The organism is Pseudoalteromonas sp. PAR1 (genome assembly GCF_947311895.1).
GTDB lineage: Bacteria > Pseudomonadota > Gammaproteobacteria > Enterobacterales > Alteromonadaceae > Pseudoalteromonas > Pseudoalteromonas lipolytica_C.
Window position 1 is genome coordinate 1 of the sequence record NZ_CAMZMY010000035.1, and the last position, 19,585, is coordinate 19,585.

Annotated in this window: 9 protein-coding genes; 8 read left to right on the forward strand and 1 reads right to left on the reverse strand. The window is 39.7% G+C overall.

The features are described from left to right. The 4 genes from QL229_RS19445 to QL229_RS19460 form a co-directional block, all read left to right on the forward strand. Positions 1–1,656: TonB-dependent receptor (locus QL229_RS19445; RefSeq protein WP_281547324.1), on the forward strand; the 1,656-nt coding region annotated here is incomplete at its 5' end. 426 nt (positions 1,657–2,082) lie between these two features. Beyond that, positions 2,083–6,279, forward strand: a complete 4,197-nt coding sequence (locus QL229_RS19450; protein WP_138558010.1) for a transporter substrate-binding domain-containing protein — start codon at positions 2,083–2,085, stop codon at positions 6,277–6,279. 113 nt (positions 6,280–6,392) lie between these two features. Then, on the forward strand, positions 6,393–6,698 hold the full coding sequence (locus QL229_RS19455; protein WP_135925343.1) for an H-NS histone family protein: 306 nt from the start codon (positions 6,393–6,395) through the stop codon (positions 6,696–6,698). 67 nt (positions 6,699–6,765) lie between these two features. Beyond that, entirely contained in the window at positions 6,766–8,511 is a 1,746-nt protein-coding gene (locus tag QL229_RS19460; protein ID WP_138558009.1) for a DEAD/DEAH box helicase, read from the forward strand. A gap of 26 nt (positions 8,512–8,537) precedes the next feature. Here the strand turns inward: QL229_RS19460 and QL229_RS19465 are convergent, their stop codons facing one another. Beyond that, on the reverse strand, positions 8,538–8,870 hold the full coding sequence (locus QL229_RS19465; protein WP_138558008.1) for a ribonuclease E inhibitor RraB: 333 nt from the start codon (positions 8,868–8,870) through the stop codon (positions 8,538–8,540). A gap of 201 nt (positions 8,871–9,071) precedes the next feature. On the opposite strand from QL229_RS19465, the gene QL229_RS19470 reads away from it, so the two are divergent. From QL229_RS19470 to hrpA, 4 genes are all read left to right on the forward strand, one after another. Beyond that, positions 9,072–10,769: an autotransporter assembly complex family protein gene (locus tag QL229_RS19470; RefSeq protein WP_138558021.1), complete on the forward strand. Its 1,698-nt coding sequence runs from the start codon at positions 9,072–9,074 to the stop codon at positions 10,767–10,769. After that, entirely contained in the window at positions 10,769–14,455 is a 3,687-nt protein-coding gene (locus QL229_RS19475) for a translocation/assembly module TamB domain-containing protein (RefSeq protein WP_138558007.1), read from the forward strand. Before QL229_RS19470 ends, QL229_RS19475 begins: the two co-directional genes overlap by 1 nt. A 91-nt stretch (positions 14,456–14,546) precedes the next feature. Beyond that, positions 14,547–15,437, forward strand: a complete 891-nt coding sequence (locus QL229_RS19480; protein WP_138558006.1) for a peptidylprolyl isomerase — start codon at positions 14,547–14,549, stop codon at positions 15,435–15,437. Between the two features lie 213 nt (positions 15,438–15,650). Beyond that, a complete protein-coding gene (gene hrpA / locus QL229_RS19485) occupies positions 15,651–19,541 on the forward strand; it encodes an ATP-dependent RNA helicase HrpA (RefSeq protein ID WP_138558593.1) in 3,891 nt (1,296 codons plus the stop codon). Positions 19,542–19,585 lie beyond the last annotated feature (44 nt).

Genomic DNA, 19,585 nt, shown 5'->3' on the forward strand with positions numbered 1-19,585 from the left:
GAAATCGCTGAAAACGTAGAGTGGTTTGGTCAAACAATGTTTGTTCAAAACTCATCATTTGGTCGTTATGCTCCTCCTGCTGCAGAGTGGGAAAATATGTCTGCTGATAACCCACACAACCCTTATGGTGTAGACGGTGCGTATGGTTTATTCCGTTGGGTTGGTATCGGTACTCGTGACGGTAACGTAGACGACTACAATATCGACTTAACTACTGGTCTTCGCGGTGACTTCGACTGGAACAATGCTTCATGGGAAGTTTATTACCACCGTAACAAAGCAGATAACAAATCTGTTGGTCAATACTACCTTTCTTATTCTGGTTTAGCATATAACCAAGCTAATGATATTGATTTAGGTTCAGATGAAGGTGTTGCAAACATGAAAGCAACAACACTTCAAGAATCTTCATCGACTTTTGACCAATACTTTGCTGGTATCGGCTTCGATTTATTCGAATTACCTGGTGGTCAAGTATCACACTACGTAGGTATGGAATATTTTGAGCAAACTTATGCAGATATCTACGATGGTCAATCAGCTGCTGGTTTAATCGGTGGTTCAGCAGGTAACTCATCACAGGGTAAACGTGATGTAACAGCACTGTTCTTCGAGTCAGTTCTTCCAATTACTGAAACTGTAGAAGTTAACTTAAAAGCTCGTTACGATGACTACTCTGACTTCGGTGACAATATTGCTCCTGCGGTATCTGCTCGTTGGCAAGTAGCTGATAACATCGTTATCCGTGGTTCATATTCTGAGTCTTTCCGTGCACCAGGTCTTGACCGTCTTAATGCTGCGCGTTCATTTTCAGCAGAAGACGCTATTGACTATAGAAATGGCTCTACAACAGAGCGTCAGTACAATACATACTATACACAAAACTCAGAGTTAGATGCTGAAGAATCAGATTACACTAACCTTGGTATCGCGTGGGACGTAAACGACAACCTTACTTTCAAACTTGATTACTTCCAGTTACAAATCGATAATGTAATCCAACAAAAGACATTACAAGCTCTTTTATCTGACGAAGCTGCAGGCCTAATCTCTGCTGTATCAGTAGATACAGATACTTCGAATGAGACTTTCTATCTGAAGCGTGCTGCATCTGGAACGCTTATTGAAGCAGGTACATCTTACTTTAATGGTGCTGGTTTCGAAATTGAAGGTATCGACTTTACAATTGCTGCAAATCTTGAAACTGGTTTTGGTGATTTCCGTTTCCAAAACGTGAATAGCTTTGTACTTTCATATGAAGAAGAAGTAGGTGGTCGAGTTCAAGATACATCTGGTTGGTCAGGTCAACCTGAGCTTAAGTCTGTTGCAACGGTTGCATGGTCTTATGAAGATCACTCTTTAGCATGGAACGCAACATTTACTGATAGCACAAGTGAGTTTGAAAAAGCTCCTTTAGATGCTGATGGTAATCCAATTGCTGGTGCTAAATATGATGTGTCTGGTCGACTTGATAGCTGGTTAGTACATAACTTAACTTACACTTATAATGCTGGTGCATATGGTGCTGTTACTTTCACTGTTAATAACTTAACAGATGAAGATCCAGTGCTATCATCAAATGGCACATGGGATGATCAAGACTTATATAACAACTTTGGTCGCGATTATCGAGTAAGCTACTCAATCAGCTTCTAATAAAGTTTTTTGAACGTAAAAAGGCTGAATTTTTTCAGCCTTTTTTATGGAATATACATGGCGATCATTGGACAAAATATTGATACAAGGCTACCTGATGTCTTTAGCAATTATTTTAATAGTTTATTAAGAAGGAGAGTTAAACGATTCGTCAAAACCATGATAATGAGCATAAAGTTCTTAAACTTAATCAAATGTTTGTTTGTCATCACTTTGAATCAATTATTATTATTCCGAACTAGAAAACTCTCAGTATTGTTAGTAAGTAAAATCAAAGAGTGGTTGATATTGAAGTGGGTTTTATAAAATAAGAAAGCACAGATATTAATGAGTGCTAATTGCATTGAAACAAGTTAGTTATTTGTACCATTTGAAATAATCTCTTATACTGGAATTTCCTGATTAACAATTAGTTAAGGCTTTTGTTTGGGTAAGATAACTGTCTTTATCTATATATTACTTTCATTACTTGTATCATTTAGTGCGAATTCTGAACAGACTGGTGCAACTTTAAAAGCAGGTATCGTTAGCTATAACTTTTTCCCGTATCATACGCGTGATGCTGATGGTCAGTTTTCAGGCGTGATTGTTGGCTACAGTAATGAAATTGCCAGCTTGCTTGGGGCTGAATTAGATTATGAGGTATATGCAAGTTTAAATGAGCTTTTAGATGCTTTGGAGGCAGGAAAAGTCGACTTTGCTGTTGGCTTAAATGAGACAAAACAACGCAAGAAGCATTTCTTATTTTCTACTCCGTTTATGGAATCGCCGCGCGGAATCGTGACAAAGCAAAAGATAGCCAACGATGCTTTAAAAAATTTGGCTAGCCTGCGCTGGGTTTGTATAACTGGCAGCTCACATTGTGAATATTTAGCCGAAAATGGCGCTCTGTTTATTAATCGCTTTATTCAACCGGAAGATGCATATAAGAAAATTGCTGATGGCACATTTGATGCGTTTTTGGGAGATTATTCTGCTTTATCTCATCAATTTAAAAATCGTACTCATGATAACTTAAAAGTAGTTAGTCCTATTTGGTTATCAAGTGAAACTTTGCATGTAATGTTTAATAAAAACAATACGTTGCTACGTAACCAAGTGAATTCTGTTTTGACCTCAATATCTCCAACTACTAAACAGTTGTGGGAAAGTGCTGCGAGTGAAGAGTACTTAGCTGCAAAGGCATATGGGCAGTTTAAGCGCGATTTTAACCGTATTAATGCCGAAGATATTAATAATTATTTACTGACATTTTCATTTATTGATGGCATTTATCCACTAAATTCAACAAACAAGAATGGTGAGGCCAGAGGGTATTTAAACGATACACTGCAACTTCTTTCACAGCGAAGTGATTTTCAATTTAAGTACATACCAGCCGCTAACTCTAGCGAGTTAGAAAAATTATTTTTAGCAAATAAAGTTGATATTATTCCTACACTTACACCATCTAAAATAGATGAAGGTGTACTAATTGCTTTACCTGCTCACTATAGTTTAGAAATGGTGTTAATTTCTAAGCGTTCAAGAGAAATTAAACGGATAGGGTATTTTGAAACGTTTGCAAATCCATTAGAGAGGCTTGTGGTTAGTGAACAGCTTGATACCGTTTCATTCGATTCAATTCAAACTCTTTTTTATGCGTTAAGAAATGATAACATCGACGGCGTAATCTTGCCTCAAAGCATTGCCGCTTATCAATTAAATCAGTTTTATATTGGTGAATTTTACATCAATCCAAAATATCGTTATTCGCAGCCTATTTACTTTTTAGTAAATAAACACTTTTCTGAATTTGCCACTTTACTCGATAGTTTATTTAAAACATTAACAAGTAATGATTTTACTCATGTAGTCAATCGCCATGGTATTTTTAATATTGAGCAAGGCTACGATAAAAAAACGGTAAACACGACAGCAATTCTTGTTTTAATCCTGTTGGCAGTATCTGTTATTTACTTTATTAGCTGGCGAATAACAATTAATAGAGAAATAGCAAAACGCAAACACGCTGAACAGGTTGCACTAAGTAAACTTAACTTCACTCAAAAGCTGATAGATGACCTTCCTACTATGGTGGTGATACAGGATAAAGATCAACGTCGCATAATGTGGAATAAGGCTTATAAAGATAATTTTGCTCATTTATGGGATAAAGATAATCAATACCTACGTACTGATCTTGATGTGGTTAAGAAACTGCTTTCGCAAAACAGACAAAGTTTAAAGTCAGGAAAAGTGATAAATCAGCAAATAAACTACACCAATAATGAAGGACAAAACCTTGAACTTCTTTATACAAAAAAACCTTATTATGGTGTTGATGGTTTACTTGCAGGCATTATGACAGTAATTACCGATGTTACCGAGCATCACCAATTACAGCGTGAGAATAAATCAGTACAAAAACTACTACAAACAATTACCGATACTATCCCAGGCGGCGTTTTTCAGTACGAGTATTATGATAATGGTGAGGGTAGCTACACTTATATTAGCCGAGGCGCACAAGAGTTATTAGGTATTTCAAATACAACCGTTAATCGTCGGGGTATGACAGGTTGCATTTCGCCTCATATTGTTGATGAAGACAGGGTTAAAATTGCTAAAAGTTTTAAGCTTGCTAACAAACTTAATAGCATGATCGATATTGAGTTTAGAGTGAACCATTTAGGTCAGCAGATTTGGTGTCGATATATAGCAAATGCTGAGCCCAAAAAGCAGTCTTCGCAAGAGGGAGTTCGTTGGAATGGCATTTTATTTGACATTAATTTGCTAAAACGCCAGCAAGCAGACCTTACAAAGGCAAATCAATTAGCACAGCAAGCTGATTTAGCGAAAAGTCGTTTTATTGCAACCATGAGTCATGAACTGCGAACGCCTATTTCAGGCGTTAGTGGCTTTATTGAATTACTAAAAGCTTCAACGATGACTGATGAGCAATACCAATTAGTAGAGCACATTGATGGCTCTTTATTAAAGTTACGCACTTTAGTTGATGATATTCTTTATTTTGCAAATACTAATGCGGGTAATATCGATGTTGAAATACGAAATGTAGATTTAGAGTCGCATTTATGCCGAGTTATACGCGCTCATGAATATCTTGCTAAGCAAAAAGGCATAGAATTCATTTTATCGTGGCGTACAGCGGCCTATAATTTAGCCTCTGTCGATATAAACCACGTGATGCAAGTTGTTTCTAACGTGCTAAATAATGCAGTTAAGTTTACCGAGCAAGGCACGATTAGTTGTGATGTTTTGTTTGAAAAAAACACCCTTAAACTTGAAGTATCAGATACCGGCAAAGGTATGACTGCTCAGCAACTAAAGCAAACATTTACCCCTTTTGAGCAAGCAGATAATTCTATTCAACGTCGTTTTGGTGGTGCTGGTCTGGGTTTAAGTCTTGCCAAGCAATTACTAGATGCAATGGAAGGTGAGATTAATATTTCTAGTACTTATGGGAAAGGCACCAATGTTTATATCACTGTGCCATTAACCCAAGTTAGCAAATCTAAGCTAAGTCTATCTTCTGTTACTTGGTATGTCTGTAGTCAAAATCAGCCTCTGTTAAATTGTTTAAACAGCATTGGTGTTCAATATAAGCAGCTAGATTGGCCATTAGATAAACATGCTTTTGAGCAGGCAAAAAGTATATTTATTGATGAGTGCTATATGGTGGAACTTTGGGGTAACGATTGGCGAACAGAGATAAACCAAGCAAGCAATAAATACATTATTGTGTTAAGTCCGAATGGTACTCAAGCACCTGCAAAATGTAGCTGTCACGTTTTAGCTGTAGACCCACTGTATCCAGATATACTAAGAGAGTTAATTGATAATATTCACACTAAAAGTAGTGAGCCAACCCGACTAGAAAATACTCCTGTTTATGGTCAAATACTGATAGCTGAGGATAATAAAACCAATCAACTATTACTTGAAAAGCAATGTCAAAAGCTTGGTATTAAGGCTGTAATAGTCGAGGATGGTTTCGCAGGGTTAAAAGCGCTTGAGAATAATCATTTTGACTTATTATTAACAGACTGCCATATGCCGGATTTGGATGGTTTCGGCTTAGCAAAAAGTATACGAGAAAAAGAACAATTTAAGCATTTACCTATTATCGGTTTTACTGCTGACTCCTCGAAAGAATGTCTAAAAAAAGCATTAGATTCAGGTATGAATAGCGTTCTTTTTAAGCCGTATAAACTAAATGAATTATATAATAGATTGGCTGAGTTTATTGACCTGAACACGAGTGATGTTGAAGCCATTGACAATACATTTATAAACATACAAGGTGTTAAAGATAAGCAGCATTGGTTAACTGTTTTTGGAAATGAAAATGATGCAAAAATGTTAGCTGAGGTGTTTATAAACAGCTTACAAGAGGATGTGGATAATTTATCTACGCACTTAAAAAATCATGATATTGAAAAGATTTCTCGTTCAATCCATAAGCTTAAAGGTGGGATTGTTATGCTTCAATACCCACCATTGTCAGAACTTATCGTGCAGACAGAAAATAGATTTAATCAACAACATGACACTTTGGTTGTCGAAGGGTTGATTTCAGAGCTACTTGACGTAATAGATAAAGTTAAGTTATGGCTTTAATATAATGAAAAGTGCTATAAAAAATAAGCATGCCATAGATTAATTTATGATTTAATTATATACTCATGAACGTTTAACATCTAACTTAAATTTTATATCCAAGAGAGCTCTAAATGAAAGAAATCCGGTCTTTTGTTAAATCTGCGTCGTTAACTGAGCTTGAAAAAGCCAAGCAGCTAATTGACACAGCAATCGAGAAATATACTCAACAGCAAGAAGCTAAAAAAGAAGTACTCGATTTGTTAAAAGAAAAAGGACTTACATTAGAAGATTTACAAGATGTAGCAAGTACAGATAAGCGTACTAAAGTTAAACCAAAATATCGCATCGAGTATAATGGTGAAATCGTTGAATGGACGGGTCGTGGTAAACGTCCTAAAGCGTTCCAAGGTGTCGATCTAACTAAGCACTTGGCTTAATTTTTTGCTTTAAAGAATATGAAGGGAAGCGTATGCTTCCCTTTTTTATGTCGAATATTCCGATAAAATGAAGTACGTACTCAGACCCTACCAACAAGAGGCCGTAGAACGCACGGTTGCTCACTTTCGACAAACAGATGATGCTGCACTGATCGTATTACCAACAGGGGCAGGAAAAAGCCTTGTTATTGCAGAGCTTGCGCGCATTGCCAAACAAAAAATTATGGTGCTTGCACATGTCAAAGAATTGGTGGAGCAAAACGCAGAGAAATATATGAGCTTTGGCTTTAAGGCGAGTATTTTTTCAGCAGGTTTAAAGCAAAAGTCTTTAACAGAGCAAGTCACCTTTGCAAGTGTGCAGTCCCTGGCGCGCAATACCGATAAGCTGAGTGATGCCTACTCTTTGTTGATCATTGATGAGTGTCACCGTGTCAGCGGTGATGAACAAAGCCAATACGGGCAGGTGATAGCGAGTCTAAAAAAGCAAAACCCCAACCTTAAAGTGCTTGGCTTAACTGCGACACCTTTTCGTATGGGGATGGGCTGGGTTTATCATCATCATTATCACGGTTTTGTTAGAGGTGATAAAGATGCGCCATTTAAAAAGTGTATTTTTGAGTTACCACTGCGCTATATGATTAAGAACGGCTATTTAACGCCGCCGCATGAAGTCGATGCTGCTATTAGTCATTATGACTTTTCATCACTACCGAGTGATTCATTTGGTCGATACAGTATCGAAAATATGAATGCATTATTGAAAGATAACACACGGGCAACAAAAGCTATTATCAAGCAAGTTATAGAATACAGTGAACAGCGTCATGGCGTGATGATCTTTGCCGCAACCGTGATGCATGCCAAAGAAATTACCGGTTACTTACCAGAGCAAAATACTGCACTTATAACCGGCGATACCGATAATAACGAACGTGACCGAATTATTAATCAATTTAAAGCAAAACAAATAAAGTATTTGGTTAATGTATCTGTGCTCACGACAGGCTTTGATGCTCCTCATGTTGATTTCATCGCGATTTTACGGCCAACCGAATCGGTCAGTTTATACCAGCAGATTGTAGGTCGGGGCCTGCGCTTAAGTGAAGGAAAAAAAGACTGCTTAGTGATTGACTATGCAGGTAATGGTTTTGATTTGTTTTATCCTGAAGTGGGCAGTAAAAAAGCGCAAAGTGATAATGAGCCTGTTCAAGTACTGTGTCCGGGTTGTGGATTTGCGAATATTTTTTGGGGTAAAACAGACAGCGAGGGTAAAGTGATTGAGCATTTTGGAAGACGTTGCCAAGGCTTGCTGGACGATGGTGAAGAACAAGTTCAGTGCGATTATCGTTTTCGGTTTAAAGAATGTGAGCAGTGTGGTGAACAAAATGACATTGCTGCAAGGCAGTGCCATTCTTGTGGTGCCATGATGGCAGACCCTGATGATAAACTACGAGAAGCACTAAATTTAAAAGATGCCTTGGTATTAAGGTGTAGTGGTTTGTCAGCTCAGGTGCTCGCAAAAGGTTTACTTAAAATTAGTTATTATGATGAAGACGGTGCAAGTTGTGATGAGGTATTTAACTTAGCAAATGACACCGGACGATTTATTTTTAATAAGCAGTTTGGTAAGAGAGCAGCACCAGGTTTTACCCCAATTGAATGGCAAAGCGCTGAGCAGGTTGTCGATTTACAGCAGCGACTACTGGCCCCCGATTTTGTGATTGCGCGTAAAAATAAAAAATATGGTTGGAAAGTGGCAGAAAAGCTATTTGATTATCAGGGGAGTTTTCGTAAAGCGAATCAACTAAATTGATTCGCTTACAAAATTGGCTGGCAGGCTTATTGTTCTTCAGCCATTAAACCCCAGCCATCACCATAACCATTATGGCCATTAGCGATGCTTTCTAAGTATTGCTCAGTTTGGCTAAGTAAAGTGTGATCTGGCACCATCTTCACGCGGGTAATTACTTCCCACACCCCTGTATCTGGGCATTTGGACAACTCTGTTGAAGGAGCAAGCTCATCACTTGTAATCGCTTCAGCAAATTTTTCTGCTTCAGGTTTTTGTTCAAAAAGAATATAGAAATCGATGGTTTGCATACTGGTTAAATCGACACCAGCTTCAGCTATTTCAGCTAATAATTGACCGTTTTCGTCATCAGGGAAGTGCATTTAGTCGCTCATTCATTATAAATCTAGGTATTATCCGCTATTGTAGCGAAAATAATTGTTTAACGCGTACTAATTTTAGCATTTCAATTATGTCGGTGGCTATTGCACTGTGATAGTATCTTTTTGTACTCATTTTAGATTATGACTCCTCCAAAAAAGTAAGGATATTTTTTGTATACTCGGCATTTCTTTTTTGTCTTTTTGTTTATCTGCTTTTCATACAGCCAGCATGCATCGAGTGCGGCTACGGTTATTAAAGATTATAAAATTCAGGGGATCAGTGATGAGCTCGAAAAGAACGTTGAGCTTTACATAAAACAACTTATCGATGAAAAAACTTCCAAGGCATTAAAGCGTCATGCTAAAAGCCAAGTAGAAATGAGTTTAAAAGCCCTTGGCTATTACAAACCGACCATCAAAATTAGTTTCGATAACGCGCAGCAGCTATTAATTGTCGATGTTGAACGAGGCCCTGTTACCCGAATTGCAGATATCAACGTAACTATCACTGGTGCCGGGAAAGATGACGCTGAATTTATGTCTGCTGTCAATAGTATCAAAATCAAGCCGGGTGACTTTTTAAATCACGGTAAATATGAGGCTGCTAGAAAAGGTCTTGAAAGCCAGCTATTAGAGTTAGGCTATTTTGATGCGAAGTGGCACGAGCATAAATTGGCCGTATCGCTAAAAAATAATAGCGCAAAAGTCATTTTTAATGTCGATACCGGTCCTCGCTATCAGTTTGGTGATATCACCATTGGGAGTGAGACTCCCGCTGAAAAATACATTCGTTCGCTGGCGGAGTTTAAACAAGGTCAGCCATATAAAGCGACCGAGGTTTCTGATTACAACTTAGCGCTATCGAGTACCCCTTATTTTGCGAGTGTCCGTGTGTATGCAGATATTGCAAAACGTAAAGATAATCAAGTGCCTGTTAATGTTGATGTATTACATAAGCCAGCCAATAGCTATGAAGTGGGTGGCGGTTATAGCACAGATCTTGGTCCGAAAGTTCGTTTTAAGTGGACCAAACCTTGGATCACCGAAGATGGCCACTACTTAGAAAGTAACCTAAATGTATCTGAGCGCCAGCAAGATATATCATTGGGCTATACGGTACCGGTCGACGATCCTAATGATGACCTTTGGCGCTTCTCTGTGGGTTACAAGCTCGAAGACGAATTAACTAATGATCTGTACAGCAAAATATTAACCGGACAGTTGCAAAGGCAATGGCTAACCGAAGACGACTGGGTGCGTACGGCCTTTTTAAGACGTGATTATGAAACTTATCGTATTGGCGATGAGGAGCAAAGTGCAAAAATGCTGATGCCCGGCATCAGTTATGCGAAAAAAGATACTGAAGGGGGTACAACACCTTATGAAGGTTACCAATGGATGGTTTCGGCCGAATTTGGTTTAAAAGATATGATGTCTTCAACCAACATTTTGCGCTTACAACTGCAAAATGCCTGGCTAACTACTTTTGCAGATCGCCATATGTTGTTTTTAAGAGCCAACCTAGGTGCCATGCTGGTCGATAATATAAATGATGTGCCGTTATCACTGCGTTTCTATGCCGGTGGTGATCAGAGTGTACGTGGTTTTGCTTATGAATCTATTTCCCCAGAAGATGAGGAAGGGCGCTTAATTGGTGGTAAATATTTGATGAGTGGCACTGTTGAATATAACTATCAATTTGCTGAGCATTGGCGCGCAGCCTTATTTGTCGATAGTGGTACTGCGACTAATGATTTTAGTGACCGCGTCGAAGTCGGTGCCGGTTTTGGTTTTCGGTATTTAACCCCTGTTGGCCCGGTGCGTATCGACCATGCTTGGGGTCTGACAAAAGAAAGCAAAAGTACCCGATTAAGTATTACCATAGGGCCTGAAATCTAATGAAGATGTTAAAAAAGATAACCAAGGTTCTATCAATCACGTTGGCAAGTCTGCTAGTTATTGTGTTTTGTTTGCTATTCACCGCGCCCGGTAATCACTTTATTGCATACACAGCGAATAAGTTAGTTGATGGCTTAACAATAAAGCTGCCATCTGGGCGTTTTTTATATAACGATGCGTTTGATGTTCACTTTGAGAATCAAGGCATCAAGCTTGATGCAAAGCAGCTAAAAATTGATTTGTTCTGGTGGCGTTGTGATGGCATTTGTCTTGATAATTTAAGCGCCCAGTCGATAGATTTAAATATTAAAAGCCAAGCTGCATCAACTGAGCAGGGCTCTGAAACAGAGCCTGAAGTTGCACAAGCCGCACAAATTAGCTTACCAATGAAAGTTGCTGTTAAGCGAGTTGCAATTAATCGCTTTAATCTTGCGCATCCGAGTGCCGATGTAACAGTCAACAAATTAAACTTAAGTGGTCGTGGCGAAGCATCGGATCTTACAGTGGATTCACTGACCATTGCTGATGTTGCTATGATGCTACACGAAGCAAAAGAGCAGCCTAAATCAACGCCATTAACAGAGCTTCCAGCATTACCAGCACTTGATATTACGCTACCGATTAATGTTGAGTTAAAGCAACTTCAAATCAGTAAAGTTGCTGTTACTCCTTATGGCGCAGAAGAGGCTCAGCTTATTGAAAATATCGAATTGGTAGCTTCAGCCAAGGGAAGCGATATTAATCTTGAAAAGCTTGCTGCAAGTTATCAGCAATGGCAATTGAACACCCATTTAACGGCAGCGCTTGCGGGTAAAAATACAGTTGAGGGGGCTGTGTCTGTAAATAGCAATGAGCATCAAGCTAAGTTATTAGTTTCAGGGCCGCTTGAGGATTTAAAGTTAGACCTAGTTACACAGGGAGCATACTCAGCAGAGTTAAAAGGGGCTGTGAACCTAAAACAAACAAATTACCCATTTGATTTAACTGGTCAAATAGCAAAGTGGCAAATAGCAACAGATACACAACAGCTGCAATTATCGGACTTTGATTTAAAAGCGAAAGGCCATGCCGATGCTTATGCTGTTGATTTGAGCCTAGTAACGCAGTTAGATGCATTACCGGCAATGACTGTGAAATCGCAATTACAAGGCAGTTTAACAAACGCAAAACTTGAGCAGTTAAGCCTTAATACTAACGACAGTAAAGCAGAAATTACCGCATCAGTTGATTGGTCAAATGGCGTAAAAAGCCAATTTAAAGGGGGTTTAAGCCACTTAAAAGCCCAATATTTAACGGATGCACTAAGTAGTGATTTATCTGGTGAATTTAATGGTTCATTTAACTTACAAGCAAGTGAGTGGCAGCTTGCGCTGGATAACACACAATTAAATGGCTCTGTGAATGAAGTACCTGTGACCTTGCTGTCGGACTTTGAACTTGATAGCAGCTTGCATGCGAGTTTCAATAAACTAGAAGTGAAAAGCGGTAAAAATGAAATTGCTTTATCGGGTCAGGTAGATGATGTATGGCAAGTTGACGGCAAATTGCGTTTAGATGCAAGTGGTCAAGATATCTTGCCTATGCAAGGCAAGGGCTTTGCTGATTTGAGTTTGCGTGGTGAGCGTCTTGCACCAACGGTTGATTTAAATTTAGTTCTTAATACATTGAGCTATCAAGATATTCAGGTTGATGGTTTAACATTAAAAGGGCAATTTGATTACGCTGCAGACTGGCAAACGGATGTGTCATTGGTGCTTGATTCTGCATCGATTAGCGAACACAAAATTAATCAAATTGAGTTAGACGCTAGCGGCGATAAAACAGATCACCATTTAACTTTTTTACTCGATGCAGACCAAGGCAAGGCGTCGTTTGATATTGACGGTAAATTTAATAAAGAAACCTGGCAAGGTGCGCTGAGCCAAATTCTTGTTACCGATAATCAGGTGCGCTTTGGCACTAATAAACCAATTAATATTCAAGTTAATACCAAGACATTTGACTTTAATGTCGCTGCACATTGCTGGCAAAGTGATAACTCAAAATTATGCTTTGAGACTTTGCAGCAAACTAAGCAGTTAGGCCAGTTAAATGCACAGCTTGCAGCGTTATCGATTGCTGAATTTAAACACTTCTTACCAGATAACTTGAAAGTAACAGGGGATGCAAGCGGGGAGTTTGTTGCCAACTGGAATAATGGCGCACTAAAAACTATTCGTGCCAATATCAAAACTCAGCAGCTTGAAGCATCCTTAATCGATGGTGCAAGTGTATATAAATTACCGGTTGAGGTTTTAGATATTTCGGCAATGAGCGACGCACAAGTTGGTAAACTTAATGCCACTATTGATTCATCCGTATTAGGTAAAGTAACGTCAGAGCTCAACATTGATGATATTCAAAATCAACAGACCTTAGCGGGCGACTTGGTTATTGAGAAAATTGAGTTAACAAACTTACGACCCTTTATTGCTTCACTTGAGCAATTAACAGGCGACATCAAAGGACGATTAGCAATCGCAGGTACTTTAAAAGAACCATTACTCAATGGTGATTTTGATGTCGAAAAAATCAACCTTGAAGGGGCAACCCTGCCTGTATCGCTGCAAAACTCTTATGTGAACATTGCCTTTAATAACCAAAGTGCGAAGCTCACGGGTGAGCTTAAAGATACCGAAGGGGGCGCGCTTAATTTATCTGGTGGTGTTGATTGGCAGCAAGATTTACCTGACGTTGACGTGAAATTAAACGGTAAAGAGTTTTTTGTGCGTGCCCAGCAAGATGTCACCTTTAAAGTATCGCCAGATTTAACAATGTCGTTGAAGAATAATGCGTTTAATCTTGATGGCCAAGTTGTAGTGCCATGGGGTCGTATTGCCATTGAAGAGCTACCAGAAGGCGCTGTACAAGTCAGCGATGATGAAGTCATTGTTGATATTGAGCAGCAACAGTCAGAAAAAGTGCCTTTTGATTATGCTATTAACTTAAAGGTGTTGGTTGAAAATGATGTGCGCGTTGACTCGTTTGGCTTACAGTCGAAAGTTGAAGGTGACATAAACATCAGCATGGACCAAGTTACGCCGATGATAGCAACGGGTGAGTTGAACCTAGTTCAAGGTACCTATCGTGCTTTTGGTCAAGACTTGCAAATTCGCACCGGTCAGGTGGGCTTTAGTGGCTCAATTGATAAACCGTACTTGAACATTAAGGCAATTCGTAATCCAGACAACACCTCGAATGGCGTGATTGCGGGTATTACCTTAACTGGTAATGTTGAACAACCTTCATTAAAAGTATTCTCAGAGCCTGCGATGGACCAAGCCCAAGCATTGGCTTATTTATTAAATGGTCAACCTCTTGATGAAGGAGACAGTTCAACCGATGCGATGCTCACCCAATTACTGCTTGCCCAGGGTGTAAACCGTAGTGAAGGTGTGGTATCTAAAATTGGTGAAAGCTTTGGTTTGTCTGATGTAAGCTTAAGTTCAAGCGGTAGCGGGGATGACACCAAAGTTGAAATATCTGGCTATGTTACACCAGGTATTCAAGTGAAATACAGTGTCGGCATTTTTGATTCATTAAGTGAAGTGGCAGTTCGTTATCAATTGTTGTCGCAATTGTATATCGAGGTCACCAGCGGCCTTTATCAAAATGTTGATATTCTTTATAAATTTGATTGGGACTAATACATCTACTTGGCACCATAAATCGCTTTTATTTGCTTATTAAGGCATAAGTTAATAGGCTGAGTTGTCAATTACTTAAAAGATAATAACAATGAAATTAAGTCTATTAACTCTGTGCCTTGGCGTAGTATTAGCTGCACCAATTGCTGCAAAAGAAACAAGCCAAAAACGTTCTGCTGGCGAAATCATTAAAACCGCAAGTAGCAGTGAGTGGCGAAAAGTCAGTGCCGAAAACGTTATTAAATTAACCTTACCTACAGGCGCTGCTTATATCGAACTAAACGATAAACTAGCGCCCATTCACGCAAATAACATGCGACAGCTTGCTAAAGAAGGGTTTTATCAAGGCCTGAGTATGTATCGCTTTGTTGAAGGATTTGTTGCGCAGGGCGGGGATGCCAGCGAAAGTAAATCCGTTAAAAATGCCAAAAAAGGATTATCCGCTGAGTTTTATCTACGCACTGAGACTCCTTTAGCGATTACAGAGCTTAAAGGGCCTGATGGTTATGCTGCTAAAACGGGCTTTTTAAATGGCTTTGCTGTGGCACAAAACCAAAGCCAAACCGAAACATGGCAAGTACATTGCCCAGGAATTTTTGCTATGGCCCGCGGTAATGATATTAATTCCGGTGGTACCGAATTTTATGTCACCATCGGTAATAGCCAGCGCTATTTAGACCGTAATATCACCGTGTTTGGTCGTGTTTTAGAAGGCATGGAGCACTTTAATCTATTGCAACGTAAAGCCACTGAAGGTCAGGCATTTAACCCCATCACAGATATGCAAGTATTAGCAGATATCAAAGACACAGATAACAGTGAATTTCGGGTGATGAAAACAGACTCAAATGCGTTTAAAGCCTTTATTGAAGCGCGTAAAAATCGCGTAGAAGTATGGTTTGTTGAAAGCCCTGATTACATCGACGTTTGTGCCATGCCAATTCCAACCGAGAGGATTATGCCAACTCGCAATAATACTTAATCATTTTGAGGGATTAAATCTGTCGCTAACTGCGTTAAAAATCTCTCATTTAGAACAACTAAATAACGTAATTTTTGCCTTGTTATCAACGAGATTTTATTGCCTCAAAACTGTTCACTTAATTAAGCGAATTGGCATAAATAAAGCCATGACCACCTGATAGATTATTTGATACAATATCAGTCTATTGGTTAAGAAATATAAGGGTATCGGGTGGTTAACCTAGGTCCGCTGTTCGGCGAATTAAAAACGTGTTTACGCAAAGATCAATTCATCTTCAAAAAACGCCTACATGGCATCAAAAAAATCAACGATGAAACTAAGCAAGCGAGCATAGCGCAAAAAATAGCAGAAGATATTAGCCGTTCGCAGCAATTACGCGAGCATCGTTTGGCTGCCTTGCCTAAAGTGACCTACCCAGAGCAACTTCCTGTTAGTCAAAAGAAAGATGACATTAAACAGGCGATCGCCAATAACCAAGTGGTGATCATCGCCGGTGAAACAGGCTCAGGTAAAACGACGCAGATCCCAAAAATGTGTTTAGAGCTTGGCCGAGGTGTTGACGGATACATTGGTCATACTCAACCTCGTCGACTCGCGGCTCGAAGTGTCGCGAATCGTATTGCAGAAGAAATGCAATGCGAGCTAGGCCAACAAGTGGGCTTTAAAATTCGCTTTAGCGACCAAGTCTCCGACAATAGCTACATTAAATTGATGACAGACGGTATCCTGCTGGCTGAAATTCAACAAGATAGGTACCTAAATCAGTACGATACCATCATCATCGATGAGGCCCACGAACGCAGCCTAAATATCGATTTCATCTTAGGCTATTTAAAAAATTTACTGCCAAAACGCCCTGACTTAAAAGTTATTATCACCTCAGCAACAATTGACCCTGAGCGTTTTTCTAAACATTTTGATAATGCGCCAATCATTGAAGTATCCGGTCGTACTTTCCCAGTAGAGGTTCGTTATAGACCAACCACTGAAATCAACAAAGATGAGATGGAAGCGGATGGTGACCAATTACAGGGTATTTTTGATGCAGTCGATGAGCTTTGCGATGAAGGCCCCGGCGATATTCTGATTTTCATGAATGGTGAACGAGAAATCCGTGATACCGCCGATGCGTTATCGAAGCGAAACCTCAAAGGCACGGATGTTTTACCGCTATATTCGCGTTTATCAAACGCTGAACAAAACCGAATTTTTGCGCCGCACAGTCGCCGTCATATTATTTTAGCCACCAACGTTGCTGAAACGTCATTAACGGTGCCGGGTATTCGATATGTTATCGACCCAGGTACCGCGCGTATTAGCCGCTACAGCTATAGAACAAAGGTACAACGATTACCGATTGAGCCAATTTCACAAGCCAGTGCTAATCAGCGTAAAGGTCGTTGTGGTCGTATTGAAGCAGGTATCTGTATTCGTTTATACAGTGAAGAAGACTTTAATTCGCGACCAGAGTTTACCGATCCTGAAATTTTACGCACCAACTTAGCTTCTGTTATTTTGCAAATGCTCGGCTTGGGACTTGGCGATATGCAGCAGTTCCCGTTTGTGCAAGCGCCAGATAGTCGCAATATCAACGATGGTTTAACGCTACTTGAAGAACTCGAAGCAATTAAGCCTGCTAAACGTCATAAAAAGACGGAACTCACTAAATCAGGCAGAAGTTTAAGTCGCTTACCTGTTGACCCGCGCCTAGCAAAAATGGTGCTCACGGCTGATGGCTTAGGCGCACTGCGTGAAGTGATTATTATTGTTGCAGCATTGTCGATTCAAGATCCAAGAGAGCGACCACAAGAAAAACGCGGCGCAGCGGATGAAAAGCATGGCCGCTTTGACGACCCTGATTCAGATTTTATCGCCTTTTTAAATCTCTGGAATTACCTTGAAGAGCAGCAATCTGAATTGAGCAATAGCCAGTTTAGAAAGTTATGCCAAAAGGACTTTTTAGCCTATATGCGTATCCGTGAATGGCAAGATATTGTTTATCAGCTATCAACGGTGTGCAATGAAATGGGCATGAAGGCCACCACCAATGTTGCTGATAGTGACCGAATCCATCAATCTTTATTAAGCGGTATGTTAAGTCATATTGGTTTTAAAGATGAAAAACAAATCTATAAAGGCGCCCGTAATAGCCAGTTTCATATTTTCCCAGGTTCTGGATTATTTAAAAAGAGCCCAAAATGGATTATGGCGGCGGAGCTTGTCGAAACCAGTAAGCTTTATGCTCGCATCAACGCGCGTATAGACTTGAAATGGGTGGAAGGCTTTGCACAGCATTTAGTGAAACGCAGCTACAGTGAACCGCACTGGGAGAAAAAGCCGGGTGCAGTTATCGCGTTTGAACAGCAAACCTTGTATGGCCTATTAATCGTTAATAAGCGCCGCTGTGTGTATAGCAATATTGATCCGAAAGTAAGTCGCGAGTTATTTATTCGCACCGCCTTGGTAGAGCAAGAACTGGGTCAAAATGAAGGTTTTTTACAATATAACCAAGAATTAATTGAAGATATTCAAGTTCTTGAAAATAAATCACGTCGCCGTGATATCTTGGTTGATGAACAAACCTTATTTGAATTTTACGACAAGAAAATTCCGCAAGATGTAAATAATCGTGCCGCGTTTAATAAGTGGTGGAAAGGGCAAAAGCAAAAAGATAAGCGCTTTTTGCATATGTCTCGAGAAGAGTTAATGCAGCATGGTGCCGATCATGTCACCGAGTTTGATTACCCTGATACTTGGCAGCAAGAAAACTTATTATTACCACTGGCTTATCATTTTGACCCAGGCCAAGCCGTTGATGGTGTGGCGGTACAAATTCCGGTGGCACTGTTAAACCAAGTACAAGAAACTGGCTTTGATTGGCATATTCCAGCATTTCGACATGAGTTAATTTGTGCGCTGATCAAATCACTACCAAAAACAATTCGTCGTAATTTCGTGCCTGCACCAAACTATGCCGATGCGGTACTCGCTGCAATCGAGCCAATGCAAGGTAACTTAATTGATGCAATTAGCACGCGTTTATTGCGTATGACTGGGGTGCGTGTTGAGCCTGATGCGTGGGATTTATCAACCCTTGCTCCACATTTACGCTTACAGTTTGAAGTGCGCGATGAAAACGATAAGTTACTTGCTCGCGGTTTAAATCTGACTAAGCTTAAAGCTCAGTTGCAAGGTAAAGTGACGGATACCTTATCTAAAGTAGCTGACAAGGGTATAGAGAAAGCTGATTTGACCGAGTGGAGCTTTGGTGAATTACCAAGCTCTTACGTGAAAAAGCAAGGTCAATACGAAATTAAAGCGTTTCCGGCGCTGGTGGATAAAAAAGATTCAGCAGCAGTTGAGCTATTTGATAATGAACACAAAGCACAGCAGGCTCACCAACAAGGTTTACGCCGCTTGGTACTATTAAACGTGCCATCACCAATTAAGTATTTACAACAAAACTTACCGAACAAATCTAAATTAGGTTTGTACTTTAATCCATTTGGTAAGGTGAATGACTTAATTGATGACTGTATTGCAGCAGCCGTCGATAGCCTATTAACTAAATATGGCAACATCCGCACTGCAGAGGCATTTGAAAAGGCCAAAGAGCAAATTCGCGGCGAGCTTGGTGACACAGTTGTTGAGATTGCCACCCAAGTAGAGCAAGTGCTGAGTATAGCTCATGGCTTAAATAAACGTATGAAAGGACGCGTTGATTTAACCATGATTACGGCGCACGGTGATATTAAATCACAGTTACAAAGCTTAGTGTTCAAAGGCTTTGTAAGCCAGCACGGCGCAGCAAAAATGACAGATTTAATTCGTTACTTAAAAGCTATTGAACGCCGCTTAGAAAAGTTACCGGTTGATCCTAATCGCGATCGTTTATGTGTATTAGAGCTTGAAAAAGTGGCCGAGCAATATCAAAAACTTACTAACAAAATTCCAAAGGGGATGCCTGTACCAGAAGAGATTTCAAATATCTTTTGGATGCAACAGGAGTTGCGCGTTTCTTTATTTGCACAAACACTGGGGACACCCTATCCTGTATCTGCAAAGCGTGTACTAAACGCAATTAAAGAAAGTGAGTTATAATTAGTGTAAAGGTATTATGGTGAGGGTGAATCCTCATCAAATTG

Excerpts from the sequence above, each read along its gene's own strand:
- QL229_RS19455 (WP_135925343.1), top strand. The coding sequence starts at position 6,393 with ATGAAAGAAATCCGGTCTTTTGTTAAATCTGCGTCGTTAACTGAGCTT.
- QL229_RS19460 (WP_138558009.1), top strand. The coding sequence starts at position 6,766 with ATGAAGTACGTACTCAGACCCTACCAACAAGAGGCCGTAGAACGCACG.
- QL229_RS19465 (WP_138558008.1), bottom strand. The coding sequence starts at position 8,870 with ATGCACTTCCCTGATGACGAAAACGGTCAATTATTAGCTGAAATAGCT.
- QL229_RS19475 (WP_138558007.1), top strand. The coding sequence starts at position 10,769 with ATGAAGATGTTAAAAAAGATAACCAAGGTTCTATCAATCACGTTGGCA.
- QL229_RS19480 (WP_138558006.1), top strand. The coding sequence starts at position 14,547 with ATGAAATTAAGTCTATTAACTCTGTGCCTTGGCGTAGTATTAGCTGCA.